The following is a 15,612-nucleotide window of genomic DNA, read 5'->3' on the forward strand; positions in this document are numbered from 1 at the left end:
ACACGTCTTGTAGAAAGCGGCGGGCAGGTCTCGCCGGACACACGACCAATCACCTCACGAAAGGAACTACGAACAATGAATCGCGCAAACTGGTTTCAAGTCTCGCAGGAAGGCGCCAAGGCGCTGGGAGCGCTGCACCATTACGCAACGACGGGGACAGGTCTGGAACCCGAACTTATTCACCTTGTCTTTCTTAGGGTTTCTCAATTAAATGGTTGCGCACACTGCATCGACGTCCACACCCGCGATCTCATCAAACACGGAATGTCTGTCGACAAGATTGTACTGGTGCCGGTGTGGGAAGAGGTCGAGTATTTGTTTTCGGACCAGGAACGTGCAGCCCTCGCATGGACGGAAGAGGTAACACGAGTGAGCGAAACCCATGCTTCAGATGAGGCATACTCGGCGGCATCGACCGCGTTTGGCGAAAAGGCTCTGGTCGAACTGACCATCGTGATCGCCGCCATGAATGCGATCAATCGCATGGGTATCAGCTTCCGTTTGAAACCACGTGCTAGAGCTTGAAGAGATCCGGCGGGGAGCATCCTTGTTCCCCGCCCCGGCGACGATATCGAAGTGGCATCAACTTCTGCTTCTGGCCGATAGCGAACGGCCGGCAAGCCTCAGTGCACCCAGCTGTTGCCTTCAGAGCAACTAGAATGATGGGATGGACTCCCCCCGTTTTTTTACGTCAAAGCGTATGCGCTGGTCGACGTGGGGACGGGGATCAGCCTTCAACGAAAGGAGTCCACAATGAATACTACTACTACCGTGGCCGTCGATCTGGCCAAGTCCGTATTTCAGCTTGCCGTGGCCGATTCCTCCTGGCGGGTTATCGAGCAGCATCGATTGACGCGCAGCCAGTTCGAGCGCTGGTTCCTCAATCGCAACGTATCGCTGGTCATCATGGAAGCTTGCGGTTCGGCCCATCACTGGGCGCGCTGGCTCAATAGCCTGGGCATCGACGTACGCCTGCTGCCCGCCGCCTACATTCGCGCCTACGTTCGGCGCAACAAGACCGACGCAGCCGACGCCTGCGCCTTGCTGGAAGCGGCGCGCTGTGCCGACATTGCCCCGGTCAAAGTCAAATCGATTGAGCAGCAAGCCCTGCAGGGACTGCACCGCACCCGCTCGCTCTGGATGGGTACCCGCACCTCGCGCATCAATGCCTTGCGCGGGTTCTGCCGCGAGTTCGGTATTTCCGTTGCGGCTGGCAGCCGCAACGGCCTGGAACAAATCAGCCGTGTGCTGGCCGATCCGCATTCGGCCGTGCCTAACCTGATCAGAGGCACCATGAAACTGCTGGTCGAGGAAATCCGCCTGCTCGAAGCCCGCATCGCGCAGCTCGAACGCGAACTGACTACCTTGGCCAAGCAGAGTGCCGCCTGCACAACATTGCTGTCGATTCCCGGCATCGGCTTGCTGACTGCCACGGCAATGGTCGCCGCCACCAGCGGCAACGTGCAGCACTTCCGCGATGCACGCCACTTTGCCAGCTGGTTCGGCCTCACCCCTAAGGAATATTCGTCCGGCAGCACGCGTTACCTGGGGCGCATCTCCAAGCGCGGGGACCGCTACCTGCGCATGCTGCTCACCCATGGTGCACGCTCGGTCTTGCGTGCGGCCAGCGTGGCCCAGGCCGCCGGCAGACGACTCGATGGGTTGCGGCAATGGGCGTTGGCCGTTCAAGCGCGCAGCAACCATAACAAAGCCGCGTGCGCGCTGGCCAACAAGCTGGCCCGCATTTGCTATGCGGCGTTGCGTGACGCCGAGCCGTACACGGGAGTCGTCACCCGCATGAAGAAAAAGATGGAACGCACCGCGTATGCGATGCCGGCCTGAACAACCTGAGTTGACTTTAACCCGCCCGCCTTTGCACAGAGATTGATCGCCTATCATGGCAACCAGGGAAATCCCCACACTGTTTGACGCCGATAACTCTTCCGGCAGCATGCCTGCCGCTCGTAACGATTGGCGCAACGGTGACGCAGATTCCATGTCGGCACGGGCCGTTAAAGAGCCCATCATAGATGCCGGATATACGACTGCAGGCTTCTCCCTCATGCCATCCCTATCGATCAGTTTCTTGTACCTTGGGGGAGTCCATATAGGTTTTGTTAGGCGCTCTAAGCCGAACCGGCGCGGCGCACCACGCGATTGCGGCCCGTTTCCTTGGCCTGGTACAAGGCGTCGTCGGCTTGCTTGAGCCAGGCGTCCATCGACTCGTCGCGCCGCCGTTCGCTCACGCCGATACTGACCGTGACGGGCGCGGCATGCGTGCAGAATTGGCCCGCCACCGCCACGCGCAGCGCCTCGGCCAGCCGCAGCGCGTCGTCTTCATGCGTGTCCGGCAACAGCAGCAGGAATTCTTCGCCGCCGGTGCGAAACAGCAGGTCGCGCTGGCGTGCGTGGCCGTTGATGACGGCCACCATTTCCCGCAGCACCTGGTCGCCCGCAGCGTGGCCGTGGCTGTCGTTGATACGCTTGAAGTGATCGATGTCGATCAGCAGCAGCGACGCCGGCGTACCGTCGCGGCGACTGCGCGCGATCGCATGGTCGAGGCAGGATTCCATGTGGCGGCGATTGTAGGCGCCGGTGAGCGGATCGACACAGCTTTGCGCGACCAGCCGGTGATGCAGGTCGTCGACGATGTTGAGCGCGAGATTGATCAAAAGGATGGTCAGCAGCAGCGTGACGAAATAGCGCACCGTCGCGTCCAGCCCGGCCAGCTGATACACCATCAGGCTGGTGCCGACCAGTTGCAGCAGGCAATAGACGTTCGCCACGCGGCGCGATAGCGCGAAGTGAAACAGCAGCACGACCGGGTACGACCACAGCGCGCCGCTGAAGCCCTGCCAGCGCATGGTCAGCAAGACGCCGGCAATGGCAGGGATCAGGATCAGCGCGAAGGGCACCGGCGGCCGGCGCTTGCGGCGGATGGCGATGGCGTCGACGGCAAGGATCAGAATGCCGAACGCGTCGCCGATGCCGAGCGCGTACTGGCCTTGCATGAAATTCTTGATCGCCACCGGCAGCATCACGACGATGGCCACGATGGCGAGCATGTAGATCACGCGGCCGCGATACGCGGCCAGCGCGTCGTTACGCTCCCTCATGCCGAAAATGGCGGGCCGCGCGATCCTGCTCATAAGCCGCCGGGATAAAAGCAGGCGCCGGCGAATTCCGGCGCCGGCATCGGACGGCCGAAATAATAGCCCTGCACCTCGTCGCAGCCGTTCTCCACCAGGAAGCGGCGCTGGCCGTCGGTTTCGACGCCTTCGGCCACCACGTTCAGGTTCAGGATGTGGGCCAGCGAGATGACTGCCTTGACGATGGCCGCGTCGTCGGCGTCGGCGGCGATGTCGCTGACGAAGGAACGGTCGATCTTGAGCGTATCGACCGGGAAGCGCTTGAGGTAGTTCAGGCTCGAATAGCCGGTTCCGAAATCGTCGATCGAGATCTTCACGCCCAGTTGCTTCAACCGGATCAGGGTCGCGAGCGACTTGTCGACGTCGCGCATGACGTCGTTTTCGGTGATCTCCAGCTCCAGCCAGCGCGGCTCCAGCCCCGCGCTTTGCAAGGCGTCGGCCACGACGTCGACGATGTCGTCACGCGCCAGCTGGCGCGGCGACAGGTTGACCGCGATCGGCAGCGGCGGATGACCGGCGCGCTGCCACGCCACGTTCTGCGCGCAAGCGGTGCGCAGCACCCATTCGCCGATCGCGATGATCAGGCCGCTTTCCTCGGCCAGCGGGATGAAGTCGCCGGGAGAAACCATCCCGCGCGCCGCGCTGTGCCAGCGGATCAGGGCTTCCGCGCCGATCACGCGCGCCGTCGCCAGCTGCACCTTGGGCTGGTATTGCAGCACGAATTCGCCGTTGGCCAGCGCATGGCGCAGGCTGTTGAGCAATTCCAGCCGCTGCGTCGCATGCCTGTTCATCTCTGCAGAAAAGTACTGGAAGGTGTTGCGTCCAAGTTCCTTGGCCTTGTACATCGCCGAGTCGGCATGGCGCAGCAGGGTTTCGGCGTCGCTGCCGTCGTCCGGGAACACGCTCACGCCGACGCTGCAGGTCACCTGCAGCTCCAGCCCCTTGGCGCTCCACGGCTCGGCCACCAGCGCGATGACGCGCCGCACGGTGTCGGTGATGGCTTCGCAGCTGCGGTGATTGTCGAGCACCAGCACGAACTCGTCGCCGCCCTGGCGCGCCACCGTGTCGCAGGCGCGCATGCTGGCGCGCAGGCGAGCGCCGATCACTTTCAGCAGCTCGTCGCCGACCTGGTGCCCGAGACTGTCGTTGATGAACTTGAACTGGTCCAGATCGATGAAGACGACGGCCGCGATCTGGTCGTTGCGCCGCGCGTTGGCCATCGCCTGCTGCAGGCGGTCATGCAGCAGGTTGCGGTTGGGCAGGCCGGTCAGCGCGTCGTGCGTGGCCTGGTGGCGGATCTGCGCCTCGTAGATCTTGCGCTCGGTGATGTCGATCACCGAGCCTTCGAAGAACTGCACGGCGTTGTCGGGGCCGCGCACGTTGCGCGCGCTTTCCGAAATCCAGATCACGTTGCCGCCGCGCTGGTAGACCTGCGATTCGAAATTGAGCACGCCGTCCTGCTCGGCCATGCGGCGCAGGAATTCGGCGCGCCGCTGCGGATCGACATACAGCTGGTGGTCGATGTCGCGCAGGTGGTCGATCATCTGCTGCGGTGAATCGTACCCGTACATGCGCGCCAGCGCCGGATTGACCGCCAGGTAGCCCTTGTCCGGGGTCGACTGGAAAATGCCCTCGACAGCGTTTTCGACAATGCTGCGATAGCGCCGCTCGGCTTCGTGCAGCGCCTGTTCGGCCTGCTTGCGCTGCGTGATGTCCTGGATGAAGCCTTCCAGCGCGATATAAACGCCATGCATGTCCTTGACGCCGGTAGCGCGCTCCCACACCCAGCGCACGGCGCCGTCGCGCCGCACGATGCGGTATTCCAGGTCGATCCGTTCATGCCGCCGCAAGGCCGCATGCACCCCGTCGCGCACCTGTTGCCGGTGGTCCGGGTGGATCAAGTCTTCGTAACTGACCGCGACGTTGGCGATGAAATCCTCGGACCCGTAGCCGGTCAGCGCAAGGCAGCCGCCGCTGATGAATTGCATGGTCCAGTTGCTGTCGATCAGGCAGCGGTAGACCATGCCGTCGAAATTCGACAGCAAATGGCTGAACATGCCGACATCGGCGGCGACAGGCATGGGCGGGGATGCGACGGCATTGGCCAGTTTCACTGATGACATTCCTTAAATGGCGCTGGACACTGTGCCGCAAGCGCAGCTGGCAGGAGCGACGGGCACAGGGCGAAACGGCAGAAAAGCAGCCGATGAAATTTCCATCTTGCAATAATAATGCCACCATTGAAAGGCGCAGAAAAAGGGAAACCGGTGCCATCGGCAAGCAACGCGCGCACGAATGTGTATTTATCAACATTGATGTTGCCTAAATCGCCATTTTCCATCCATCCGCATCCCATAAATATGGGATACTTGCGCCCTATGCACCATGCCGATGAAGGAAAAACCATGCAGCGCGGGCTCGCCCTGCTTCTGTCGCTGTGCCTGCTGGGGCAGGCGCGCGCCGCCGGCGCAGACATGGTCATGCGCCTGGCAAGCCTCGAGTGGCAACCTTATGTCAGCTCCCGCATGGCGCACGACGGCTGGTCATCCTACGTGGTCGACACGGCCGCCCGGCGCTTCGGCTACCGCGCCAAGATCGACTACTTTCCCTGGACACGCGCCATGCAGCTCGGCATGAAGGATGCCCAGTACGCCGGCTATTTCCCCGCGTATTACACGCAAGAGCGCGCGCAGCAGTGCTATTTTTCCTCCTCGATCGGCAGCAGCACGATCGGCTTTGCCTACCTGAAAAGCGCACCGCTGCAATGGCAATCGCTGCAAGACCTTGAAACGCGCTCCATCGCCGTCGTGGCCGGCTTTTCCAACGGGCCGACGTTCGACGAATGGGTGCGGCAGCACAAGCTGACGGTCGATGCGTCGCCCAGCGACACGCTGAACCTGCGCAAGCTGCTGGCGCACCGGGTCGACACGGTCGTGATCGACAAGCTGGTGCTGCGCTACCTGCTGGCGACCGAGCCGACGCTGGCCAAGGAGCGCGACCGCATCGTGTTCCACGAACGGCCGCTGGCCGAGCTGTCGCTGCACGTCTGCTTCCGCAAGACGCCGGACGGCCACGCCATGCAGCAGGCCTTCGACACGGCGCTGCATTCCCTGCCGTTGCACAAGATGGAAGACGATTACTTCCAGCGCATCGAAACCAGCGTGGTCCCCTGAGTCCTGTGCCGGCGCACCTCCCGAATAAATTCTCGGTGGAAATTTTGCGCACGATCGTACGAAAAACATGAAACTGGAATAGTATTAGGGCGTATTCGCCCAATGCCGGGCCGACCTTCGACAATTTCCAGGAGCGGTGACTTCGCATGGTTGCTGAACAAACGCGCATCGACGCGGTGCTTGAAGAAAGCTTCAACACCATTCCCCAACTGATCCGCCTGCATGCGGCCGCCTGTCCAGGACGGTGCGCGCTGGTCCAGGATGGTGCGGCGCTCACGTACGCCGAACTCGACGCGCTGATGGACCGCGTGGCGGCGGCGTTGCAGCGCGATGGCGTGCGCCCGGGCCAGGCCATCGCCATCTGCGCGGCCAACTCGATCGCCTATGCGGCGGCATTCCTCGGCAGCCTGCGTGCCGGCGTGGCGGTCGCCCCGCTGGCACCGTCATCGTCCGCGCAAAGCCTGGCGCACATGGCCGCCGACGCCGGCGCGCGCCTGCTGTTCCTGGATCAAGCCGCGGCGCAGGCCCTGGAGCCGCTGCGCGGCGCGATGCAGGCGGCGACCGTCGCGCTCGACGACGGCGCCTTTGCACCGGGATTCGCGCAATGGCTGGCCGCGCCGGGTGCGGCGCCGACCGCCGTCGACATCCGCCCCGACTGGCCGTTCAACATCATCTATTCCTCCGGCACCACCGGCGCGCCCAAGGGCATCGTGCAGCCGCATTCTATGCGCTGGACCCATATGCAGCGCGGCCGCATCAACGGCTACGGCCCGGACGCGGTCACGCTGATCTCGACGCCGCTATATTCCAACACCACGCTGGTCAGTTTTTTCCCGACCCTCGGCCTGGGCGGGACGGTCGTGCTGATGGCCAAATTCGACGCCGGCGCCTACCTCGCGCTGGCCAAGCAGCACCGCGTCACGCACACCATGCTGGTGCCGGTGCAGTACCAGCGCATCATGGCGCGCCCCGATTTCGAGCGCCACGACCTGTCGTCGTTCCGGATGAAGTTCTGCACCAGCGCGCCGTTTTCCGCCGCCTTGAAGGCCGACATCCTGCGGCGCTGGCCGGGCGGGCTGATCGAGTATTACGGCATGACCGAAGGCGGCGGCACTTGCGTGCTGGCCGCGCACGAGCACCCGGACAAGCTGCATACCGTGGGCCAGCCGGCGCCGGGGCACGACATCCGCCTGATCGACGACGCCGGCCGGGAAGTGGGCCCAGGAGAACTGGGCGAGGTGGTGGGGCATTCGCCGGCGATGATGGCGGGTTACCATAACCAGCCGGAAAAGACGGCCGAGGCCGAATGGCACGATCCCTCCGGCAAGCGCTTCATCCGCACCGGCGACATCGGCCGCTTCGATGCCGACGGCTTCCTGACGCTCATGGACCGCAAGAAGGACATGATCATTTCCGGCGGCTTCAACATCTATCCGAGCGACCTGGAAAGCGTGCTGCAGCAACATCCCGATGTGGCCGAAGCGGCGGTCGTCGGCGTGCCGTCGGTGCGCTGGGGCGAGACGCCGGTGGCCTTCGTGGTGCGTAAGCCGGGCGCGTCCATCGCTGCGGAACAATTGCTGGACTGGGCCAATCAACGCCTGGGCAAGACCCAGCGCCTGGCCGCCGTCGAACTCGCGGCGGCCCTGCCGCGCAGCGCGATCGGCAAGGTGCTCAGGCGCGAATTGCGCGATCAGTTTTCTTCCGTCAGGCAGGTTGCCTGATCGTCCGACCCTTTTCAATTTTTAAGATCATGCTGGACACCACGCTCTACAACACCGAAGAAATCCTCAACCTCCTGAAACTGGAACAGATCGGCGAAGACCGCTTTCGCGGCCAGAGCCATTTCATGGGCAGCCCGAACGTGTTCGGCGGCCAGGTGCTGGGCCAGTCGCTGTACGCGGCCAGCGTCACGGTCGAGCAGCGCCGGCCGCATTCGCTGCATTCGCTGTTCATCCTTCCGGGCAACCACCGGCTGCCGATCGAGTACGAGGTCGAACGGGTGCGCGACGGCGGCAGCTTTTCCACGCGGCGCGTAGTGGCGTACCAGGAAGGGCGCCGCATCTTCGTGACCTCGATCTCGTTCCAAAACGAGGAGCAGGGCCTGTCGCACCAGAAGGCGATGCCGGCCGCCGCCGATCCGGAATCGCTGCCATCGAGCATCAAGACCTGGAAAGACAATGCCGCCCTGCTCAAGCGCCCGTTCCAGCCGGTGCCGGTCGATTTTCGCGCCGACCATGCGGGCGACATCTACGGCGGCCACCAGAGCGGCACCACCAAGCAGGTCTGGACGCGCGCGCCGATGCCGCTGCCCGACGATGTGCTTACGCACGAGACGCTGTTCGCGTACGTCTCCGACTACGGCTTGCTGTGGACTTCGCTGCAGCCGCACGGCATCAAGATGGGCGACCCGCGCCTGCAGATCGCGAGCCTGGACCACACGATCTGGTTCCACCGGCCGTTCCGCATGGACGAATGGCTGCTGTTTTCGATGGACAGCCCGAATGCGTCGGGCGGGCGCGGCCTGTGCTTTGCCCACATCTACAACCAGGACGGCGTGCTGGTGGCGACCACCGCGCAGGAAGGCTTGATCCGGTTGCGCGAGAAGAAGGCGTAAGCGCAGAGCGGCGAACTTTTCGCGTAGCGGCCATACCAACCGGAAGGTATCGCTGCCGCAGGGAGGCCACGATGTACATGGTGTACTGGACCGTGATCGAGGATGACGCGAGCGTCGCGCACGGCCGCTCGTTCGATTCGGACGACATGGGGACGGCGCTCAAGTTCATGGAAGAACTGCGCACGCGGCAGCGCGCCGGCGAGCGGCTGTGCTTCGTCACCATGGCGTCGGAAAACCCGCACTCGGTCGGCCCGCCCGGCGTGGCCGATCCGAGCCCGGACTACAACTGGAAAAAACGCCGCAAGTGAGTTGGCGCCGGCGGGTAGCGCAACAGGTGTCCGAGCGTCAACCATTGATTCGTGACAATGCGGCGAACTCATTGATAGAATGACCACGCCCATTCCCGCCCCCGCGCCATGACCCTGCCATCGCCGTCCGCCACAGAAGACCGCCTCTACGTGCTGCGCACGCGCTGGCAGCGCTATGTCGCCGATGGCCAGTTCGAGCAGTTCATCGAGTTCGCGGTGGCGGTCAACAGCCTGGCCGAGTATTTCAACCGCCTGCGCCTGCCGGGGCTGGTGCGCCTGTGCGAGGGCCTGGAAAACGCTGCGCTGGCCAAGCTCGGCAACCAGCATACCCATCCGATCGCGCAGCAGGACATCCTGTCGTTGCAGCGCCAGATCGACACTCTGTTCGGCTCAGTCGCCTCCTCGCGCGCAACCGGCGCCGAGCGGCGCGGGCCGGAGGCGGCCGCCAGCGCGGCGGCCGAGATCGACTGGATCAAGCCGCGTTCGGTGTGGATGGTCGTCGCGCCCGAGAAGCGCGAGATGGCCGATTCGCTGTCGAACCAGCTCCAGTTTTTCGGCTTCAACGTCTGCGCCATGCCGTGGGGCGGGGTGCAGATGCAGGAGGACAAGCCGCTGGCAGTGCTTTTCATCCCGGCGCAGGAACAGGCCCGGCCGGAAGAATTCGAATACATCGCGACGGTGCGCGCCGGCTGCCCCGCCAGCCAGCTGTTTTATCTCGGCGTGCAGTCGGCCATCGAGCCGATCGTCGAGCTGATGCGCGCAGGCATCGATGTCACCATTCCGGCCGAGGACCAGCCGGCGATGGTATTGAACTGCGTGCTCGACCTGGTGCAGACCAACGAGCAGGAACAGTACCGCGTACTGGTAGTGGAGGATTCGCGCGTGGCGGTGGCGCTGATCCAGCGCACGCTGGCGCAGCACGGCATCGACACCAAGGCCATCAACGATCCGGGCCGGCTGCTCGAAGTGCTGGAATCCTACCGCCCCGACCTGATCCTGATGGACATGTACATGCCGCGCTTTAACGGCGTCGAGGCCACGCGCGTGCTGCGCCAGATGGCTGCCTACAGCTCGCTGCCGATCGTCTACCTGTCGGGCGAATCGGATGTGGGCATGCAGGTCGAGGCGCTGCGCCTGGGCGGCGACCAGTTCCTGATGAAGCCGTTCAACCCGGTGCTGCTGGCGGCCGTGGTCAAGACCCGCATCGAGCGCTTTCGCGAATCGCGCCGCTCAACGCGGCTGGACGGCCTGACCGGCCTGCTCAACCATACCGCCGCCAAGTCGCGCCTGAAGACCCTGGTGGAAGAAAGCGAGGGCGCGCTGACGGTGGCGATGATCGACATCGACCACTTCAAGGCCATCAACGACACCTACGGCCACCCGGTGGGCGACCAGGTGATCCGCGGCCTGGCCTGGCTGTTGAAGGGGCGCCTGCGCTCGATCGACCTGATCGGACGCTACGGCGGCGAAGAATTCATGATCGCGCTGCCCGAGATCAGCCCGGAACAGGCCGGCTCGGTCATCGAGCGCATCCGGCGCGACTTCGCCGCGCTGCCGCACGCCCACCCGGGCGGCGCACTGTATGCAAGCTTCAGCGCGGGCATCGCTTCCTATCCGTTGGCCGATACCGCTACGGCCTTGACCGAGGCGGCCGACGGCGCCTTGCTGCAAGCCAAGCGGCTGGGACGCAACCGGGTCGAGCAAGCATTCGGCGCGCAATAGGTGCACCTTCGCACCGCCAATGTATTGCTCCAGCCCGGTCAGCCTTTCAAGACCTTCCTGCGTTCCTCGTACTCTTCCCTCGAAATCTCGCCTCGCGCATAGCGTTCGCGCAGGATTTCCAGGGCCCGATCCTCGCCGGCGGCACGCCAGGGACGAAAGAGATGCCCCAGTGCCCAGAGAAGCAGGGCCGCCACGCCGCCGACGACAAGGATGCCCCAAACCACGTGCATGAGCGCCATCCAGCCCCACGCCATCGAACCCCATCCGTCGCCCCACCACATCATGTCGGCCTCCTCGGAATTAGACCAAGCAAAGGAACAAATTCTCCCGATACCCAATCGAAACTTGCATCACTTTCAATTTCTCGAAGGAGAAAGCCAATGCATGATGCGGGCACCACCCCCGATGCAAGCCCCGACCGCGCGGCGGCCCCCTCCTGGCTTAAGGCGCTCGGCCCCGGCCTGATCACCGGCGCGGCCGACGACGACCCCAGCGGCATCGCCACCTATTCCCAGGCCGGCGCGCAATTCGGCTACGGCATGCTGTGGACGCTGCTCTTCACCTATCCGCTCATGGCCGGCGTGCAAATCGTCAGCGCACGCATCGGCCGCGTCACCGGCCACGGCTTGGCGACCAACATCCGCCGGTTTTATCCCCCCTGGCTGCTTCACGGCATCGTCATCCTGCTATTGGCTGCCAACACGATCAACATCGGCGCGGACCTGGCCGCCATGGGGGAAGCCGCGCAGCTTGCCGGCGGCGGGCCGAAGCATGTGTATGCGATTGGCTTCGGGCTGCTGTCCATCGTCTTGCAGGTGTTCATTCCCTACCGCCGCTATGTGCGGGTCCTGAAATGGCTGACGCTGGCGCTGCTGGCCTATGTCGCCACCGCTTTCGTCGTGCAGATTCCCTGGTCGCGGCTGCTTTCGGCCGCGCTGCCGTCGCTGTCATGGCAACCGGCCTACATCACGACCATGGTCGCGGTGTTCGGCACGACCATCAGCCCTTACCTGTTCTTCTGGCAGGCATCACAGGAAGTCGAAGAGCTGCGCATGCAGCGGCACGGCAAGCCGCTCAAGGACGACCCGGGCAATGCACCTGCGGCCTTACGACGCATCAAGATCGACACCTATGTCGGCATGGGCTTTTCCAATCTCGTCGCGTTTTTCATCATGCTGACGAGCGCCGCCACGCTCCATGCCCGGGGCGTGACCGGCATCGCGACCTCGGCCCAGGCCGCCGAGGCACTGCGGCCGATCGCGGGCGAGTTTGCCTTCCTGCTCTTTAGCATGGGCATCATCGGCACCGGACTGCTGTCCATTCCCGTGCTGGCTGGTTCGGCCGCCTATGCCATGGCCGGCGCGTTCAAGTGGGAAAGCAGCCTGGAGCACAAGCCGACGATGGCGCCCCAGTTCTACGGCATCATCGTGCTGTCCACGCTGATCGGCGTCGCGCTCGGCTTCACGGCGCTGGACCCGATCAAGGCGCTGTACTGGAGCGCCGTGCTCAACGGCGTCATTTCCGTGCCCATCATGGCAGTCATGATGCTGATGGTGGCCAGGCACGACATCATGGGACGGTTCGTGGCCCGGCCCAGGCTCAAGGCGCTCGGCTGGCTCGCCACGTCGGTCATGGCGGCGGCGGTGCTGGCGATGCTGATTACGGCCTGAGCTGCGCCGCCACAGGGGTGCAGCGAGGGCGCGTCAAATCCCGGGCAGCCCGCGCAGGCGTTCGATCACGACTGCCGCATGCAGGCCGGCGATTTCCTCCTGCACATCTTCCCAGGCGTCCAGCAGACGCTCCGTCGATTCGCGCATCATGCGCGAGGCGATGATCGCCGCATCCAGCGGCGACGTCGCCGACGCACGCGCCACCTCGATCCGGTCGAGCAGCCCGTCGAGCGCCGGACGGTGCACGCACGGCGCGCGCTCGACCGCGTCGCGCAGCGCCTGGCGGCGAAATTGCTCGAATCCCTGCGGATCGCGCTGGTAGAACGCCATCAGGTCGTCAAAATCCGGGATGTCTCGGGCCATGTCCACAATTGCTCCATATGTCAGTAGAGCATGTATATCGCCCCGCGCCCGGATGCTTCTTGTGAGTGCTCAAGCCGCAGGGGGCAGGGGTTTGAGGCAGGACAGTCCGGCGTGCTTTGCCGGCTCCCTTGTTGCTGATGCCGCTTTCAGTGTAGTCAAAAACAAAAACGCCGGCGGGTCAGGCCGGCGTTTCTTCATGCTGCAACGCAGCGCGTTATGCTGCGATCGCTGCTTTCTCCTCGGCCGGCGCGGAGGTGCGGATCAGGTGGTCGAAGGCCGAAAGCGCCGCCTTGGAGCCTTCTCCCATCGCGATGACGATCTGCTTGTACGGCACGGTGGTCGCGTCGCCCGCGGCGAACACGCCCGGCACCGATGTGCGGCCATGCGCGTCGACTTCGATTTCACCGCGATTGCTCAAGGCGACGGTGCCCTTGAGCCAGTCGGTGTTGGGCAGCAGGCCGATCTGCACGAAGATGCCTTCCAGCTCGACATGCTTCGACTCGCCGCTGTTGCGGTCGGTGTAGCGCATGCCGTTGACCTTGCTGCCGTCGCCGGTGACTTCGGTGGTCTGGGCGCTGGTGATGACCGTGACATTCGGCAGGCTGTGCAGTTTGCGCTGCAACACGGCGTCGGCGCGCAGCTGGCTGTCGTATTCCAGCAGCGTGACGTGCGCCACGATGCCGGCCAGGTCGATCGCCGCTTCCACGCCGGAATTGCCGCCACCGACCACCGCGACACGCTTGCCTTTAAATAACGGGCCGTCGCAGTGCGGGCAGTAGGCCACGCCGCGGTTGCGGTACTGCTGCTCGCCCGGCACGTTCAGCTCGCGCCAGCGCGCGCCGGTGGCCAGCACCACGGTTTTCGCCTTCAGGGAAGCGCCGCCGGCGAGCTTGACCTCGATGAGGTCGCCCGGCACCAGGGCGGCTGCACGCTGCATGTTCATCACGTCGACGTCGTAGCTCTTGACGTGCTGTTCCAGGGCGGCGGCCAGCTTCGGCCCTTCGGTTTCCTTCACCGAAATGAAGTTCTCGATGCCCATGGTGTCCAATACCTGGCCGCCGAAGCGCTCGGCCACCACGCCGGTGCGGATGCCCTTGCGGGCGGAATAAATCGCCGCCGCCGCTCCTGCCGGGCCGCCGCCGACGACCAGCATGTCGAACACGTCCTTTTGCGCGAGCTTGTCGGCTTCGCGCTGCGCCGCGCCGGAATCGAGCTTGGCGACGATTTCCTCGATGCTCATGCGGCCCTGGCCGAAGGTTTCGCCGTTCAGGAACACGGTCGGCACGGCCATGATCTGGCGCTTGGCGACTTCATCCTGGAACAGGGCGCCGTCGATCATCACATGGCTGATGTTGGGATTGACCACCGCCATCAGGTTCAGCGCCTGCACCACTTCCGGGCAGTTCTGGCACGACAGCGAGATATAGGTCTCGAAGCGGTATTCGCCCGGCAGGTTGCGGATATGGTCGAGCACGTCGGCGTCGACCTTCGGCGGATGGCCGCCGGTCTGCAACAGCGCCAGCACCAGCGAGGTGAACTCGTGCCCCATCGGGATGCCGGCGAAACGGATGCTGATATTGGCGCCGACGCGGTTCAGCGAAAACGACGGCGCGCGCTCGTCCTTGCCGCCGGTGGCCAGCGTGATGCTGTCCGACAGCGCGTCGATGTCGCGCAGGAGCGCGGCCATGTCGCGCGAGGCGTCGCTGTCGTCCAGCGTCGCGATGATCTCGATCGGATGGGTGATCTTGTCGAGGTAGGCTTTCAGTTGGGTCTTGAGGGTATCGTCCAACATGATGGGCTCGCTTTGAAAATTGGTTGAAAAAGCTTGGGGCAAAGCAGTGCCACCGCCGGATCAGCCTGATGCTGCCGGATCGTGAAGCCGATCGGGGAGTGGTACCTGCGCCGGACGCGCACCGCGGCGCCCGGGCAACGAGCGCACCCATCGTCAATGGATGGGCGCGCTGGCAAAGTTAGATCTTGCCGACGAGGTCGAGCGACGGAGCCAGGGTCTTCTCGCCCGGGGTCCACTTGGCGGGGCACACTTCGCCCGGGTGGGATGCGACGTACTGGGCTGCCTGCACCTTGCGCAGCAGTTCCTTGGCGTCGCGGCCGATGCCGTTGTCGTGGATTTCGCACAGCTTGATCTGGCCTTCCGGATTGATCACGAAAGTGCCGCGTAGCGCCAGGCCTTCTTCCTCGATCATCACGTCGAAGTTGCGGGTGATCGCGCCGGTCGGGTCGCCGATCATCGGGTACTTGATCTTCTTGATGGTGTCGGAGGTGTCAGCCCAAGCCTTGTGGGTGAAGTGGGTGTCGGTCGACACGGCATACACTTCCACGCCCAGCGACTTGAAGGTGTCGTAGTTGTCGGCCAGGTCGCCCAGCTCGGTCGGGCAGACGAAGGTGAAGTCGGCCGGGTAGAACACCACGACGGACCATTTGCCTTTCAGGTCGGCGTCGGACACCTGGAAGAACTTGCCATTCTGGTAAGCGGTGGCGTTGAACGGTTTGACTTGCGTATTGATCAGGGACATAGCGTTACTCGCTCCATTAAGAGTGAATCGATGAATGACTCAGGGTGAAAAAGATGATGAATGCATCATAACGAAAACC

General features: G+C 64.0%; 15 protein-coding genes. 8 read left to right on the top strand and 7 right to left on the bottom strand.

All coding sequences use genetic code 11. The annotated features are described in order from the left end of the window. Positions 1 to 75: 75 nt before the first annotated feature. A complete protein-coding gene (locus tag FAY22_RS18260; RefSeq protein ID WP_146331844.1) occupies positions 76 to 525 on the top strand; it encodes a carboxymuconolactone decarboxylase family protein in 450 nt (149 codons plus the stop codon). A 228-nt stretch (positions 526 to 753) separates the two neighbouring features. Continuing rightward, complete coding sequence (locus tag FAY22_RS18265; RefSeq protein ID WP_146331846.1) at positions 754 to 1,842, top strand: IS110 family transposase; 1,089 nt, start codon at positions 754 to 756, stop codon at positions 1,840 to 1,842. Positions 1,843 to 2,126: 284 nt separating this feature from the next. Here the strand turns inward: FAY22_RS18265 and FAY22_RS18270 are convergent, their stop codons facing one another. From FAY22_RS18270 to FAY22_RS22060, 3 genes are read right to left on the bottom strand one after another with little or no spacing between them, the layout of a single operon-like run. Beyond that, on the bottom strand, positions 2,127 to 3,149 hold the full coding sequence (locus FAY22_RS18270; RefSeq protein WP_146331848.1) for a diguanylate cyclase: 1,023 nt from the start codon (positions 3,147 to 3,149) through the stop codon (positions 2,127 to 2,129). After that, the gene (locus FAY22_RS18275) at positions 3,146 to 5,263 is read right to left on the bottom strand and encodes an EAL domain-containing protein (protein WP_371417310.1); all 2,118 of its coding nucleotides are present in this window, start codon (positions 5,261 to 5,263) and stop codon (positions 3,146 to 3,148) included. Before FAY22_RS18275 ends, FAY22_RS18270 begins: the two co-directional genes overlap by 4 nt. Next, entirely contained in the window at positions 5,260 to 5,490 is a 231-nt protein-coding gene (locus FAY22_RS22060; protein ID WP_168204880.1) for a hypothetical protein, read from the bottom strand. Before FAY22_RS22060 ends, FAY22_RS18275 begins: the two co-directional genes overlap by 4 nt. 64 nt (positions 5,491 to 5,554) lie before the next feature. On the opposite strand from FAY22_RS22060, the gene FAY22_RS18280 reads away from it, so the two are divergent. From FAY22_RS18280 to FAY22_RS18300, 5 genes are all read left to right on the top strand, one after another. Further along, positions 5,555 to 6,322, top strand: a complete 768-nt coding sequence (locus FAY22_RS18280; protein WP_168204881.1) for an ABC transporter substrate-binding protein — start codon at positions 5,555 to 5,557, stop codon at positions 6,320 to 6,322. A gap of 146 nt (positions 6,323 to 6,468) precedes the next feature. Next, entirely contained in the window at positions 6,469 to 8,043 is a 1,575-nt protein-coding gene (locus FAY22_RS18285) for a class I adenylate-forming enzyme family protein (RefSeq protein WP_146331853.1), read from the top strand. 29 nt (positions 8,044 to 8,072) lie between these two features. Next, positions 8,073 to 8,936, top strand: a complete 864-nt coding sequence (locus tag FAY22_RS18290; RefSeq protein WP_146331855.1) for an acyl-CoA thioesterase II — start codon at positions 8,073 to 8,075, stop codon at positions 8,934 to 8,936. Positions 8,937 to 9,007: 71 nt separating this feature from the next. After that, complete coding sequence (locus tag FAY22_RS18295; RefSeq protein WP_146331857.1) at positions 9,008 to 9,244, top strand: hypothetical protein; 237 nt, start codon at positions 9,008 to 9,010, stop codon at positions 9,242 to 9,244. Between the two features lie 108 nt (positions 9,245 to 9,352). Continuing rightward, positions 9,353 to 10,966, top strand: a complete 1,614-nt coding sequence (locus FAY22_RS18300) for a diguanylate cyclase domain-containing protein (protein ID WP_146331859.1) — start codon at positions 9,353 to 9,355, stop codon at positions 10,964 to 10,966. A 38-nt stretch (positions 10,967 to 11,004) separates the two neighbouring features. Here the strand turns inward: FAY22_RS18300 and FAY22_RS18305 are convergent, their stop codons facing one another. Continuing rightward, entirely contained in the window at positions 11,005 to 11,250 is a 246-nt protein-coding gene (locus FAY22_RS18305) for an SHOCT domain-containing protein (protein ID WP_210411850.1), read from the bottom strand. 96 nt (positions 11,251 to 11,346) lie between these two features. Between FAY22_RS18305 and FAY22_RS18310 the strand changes: the two genes are divergently transcribed. Beyond that, complete coding sequence (locus FAY22_RS18310) at positions 11,347 to 12,636, top strand: NRAMP family divalent metal transporter (RefSeq protein WP_146331861.1); 1,290 nt, start codon at positions 11,347 to 11,349, stop codon at positions 12,634 to 12,636. 33 nt (positions 12,637 to 12,669) lie between these two features. Here FAY22_RS18310 and FAY22_RS18315 read toward each other — a convergent pair whose 3' ends face one another. From FAY22_RS18315 to ahpC, 3 genes are all read right to left on the bottom strand, one after another. Next, positions 12,670 to 12,999, bottom strand: coding sequence for a DUF3135 domain-containing protein (locus tag FAY22_RS18315; RefSeq protein ID WP_146331863.1), 330 nt, complete (start codon positions 12,997 to 12,999; stop codon positions 12,670 to 12,672). Between the two features lie 214 nt (positions 13,000 to 13,213). Next, entirely contained in the window at positions 13,214 to 14,791 is a 1,578-nt protein-coding gene (gene ahpF, locus FAY22_RS18320; RefSeq protein ID WP_146331865.1) for an alkyl hydroperoxide reductase subunit F, read from the bottom strand. A 178-nt stretch (positions 14,792 to 14,969) separates the two neighbouring features. Continuing rightward, entirely contained in the window at positions 14,970 to 15,533 is a 564-nt protein-coding gene (gene ahpC / locus FAY22_RS18325) for an alkyl hydroperoxide reductase subunit C (protein ID WP_146331867.1), read from the bottom strand. Positions 15,534 to 15,612: the final 79 nt, after the last annotated feature.

The organism is Noviherbaspirillum sp. UKPF54, from assembly GCF_007874125.1.
GTDB lineage: Bacteria > Pseudomonadota > Gammaproteobacteria > Burkholderiales > Burkholderiaceae_D > Noviherbaspirillum.

Excerpts from the sequence above, each read along its gene's own strand:
- FAY22_RS18305 (WP_210411850.1), bottom strand. The coding sequence starts at position 11,250 with ATGATGTGGTGGGGCGACGGATGGGGTTCGATGGCGTGGGGCTGGATG.
- FAY22_RS18280 (WP_168204881.1), top strand. The coding sequence starts at position 5,555 with ATGCAGCGCGGGCTCGCCCTGCTTCTGTCGCTGTGCCTGCTGGGGCAG.
- FAY22_RS18265 (WP_146331846.1), top strand. The coding sequence starts at position 754 with ATGAATACTACTACTACCGTGGCCGTCGATCTGGCCAAGTCCGTATTT.
- FAY22_RS18270 (WP_146331848.1), bottom strand. The coding sequence starts at position 3,149 with ATGAGCAGGATCGCGCGGCCCGCCATTTTCGGCATGAGGGAGCGTAAC.
- FAY22_RS18260 (WP_146331844.1), top strand. The coding sequence starts at position 76 with ATGAATCGCGCAAACTGGTTTCAAGTCTCGCAGGAAGGCGCCAAGGCG.
- FAY22_RS22060 (WP_168204880.1), bottom strand. The coding sequence starts at position 5,490 with ATGGAAAATGGCGATTTAGGCAACATCAATGTTGATAAATACACATTC.
- FAY22_RS18295 (WP_146331857.1), top strand. The coding sequence starts at position 9,008 with ATGTACATGGTGTACTGGACCGTGATCGAGGATGACGCGAGCGTCGCG.
- ahpC (WP_146331867.1), bottom strand. The coding sequence starts at position 15,533 with ATGTCCCTGATCAATACGCAAGTCAAACCGTTCAACGCCACCGCTTAC.
- FAY22_RS18315 (WP_146331863.1), bottom strand. The coding sequence starts at position 12,999 with ATGGCCCGAGACATCCCGGATTTTGACGACCTGATGGCGTTCTACCAG.
- FAY22_RS18285 (WP_146331853.1), top strand. The coding sequence starts at position 6,469 with ATGGTTGCTGAACAAACGCGCATCGACGCGGTGCTTGAAGAAAGCTTC.
- FAY22_RS18290 (WP_146331855.1), top strand. The coding sequence starts at position 8,073 with ATGCTGGACACCACGCTCTACAACACCGAAGAAATCCTCAACCTCCTG.
- FAY22_RS18300 (WP_146331859.1), top strand. The coding sequence starts at position 9,353 with ATGACCCTGCCATCGCCGTCCGCCACAGAAGACCGCCTCTACGTGCTG.
- ahpF (WP_146331865.1), bottom strand. The coding sequence starts at position 14,791 with ATGTTGGACGATACCCTCAAGACCCAACTGAAAGCCTACCTCGACAAG.
- FAY22_RS18310 (WP_146331861.1), top strand. The coding sequence starts at position 11,347 with ATGCATGATGCGGGCACCACCCCCGATGCAAGCCCCGACCGCGCGGCG.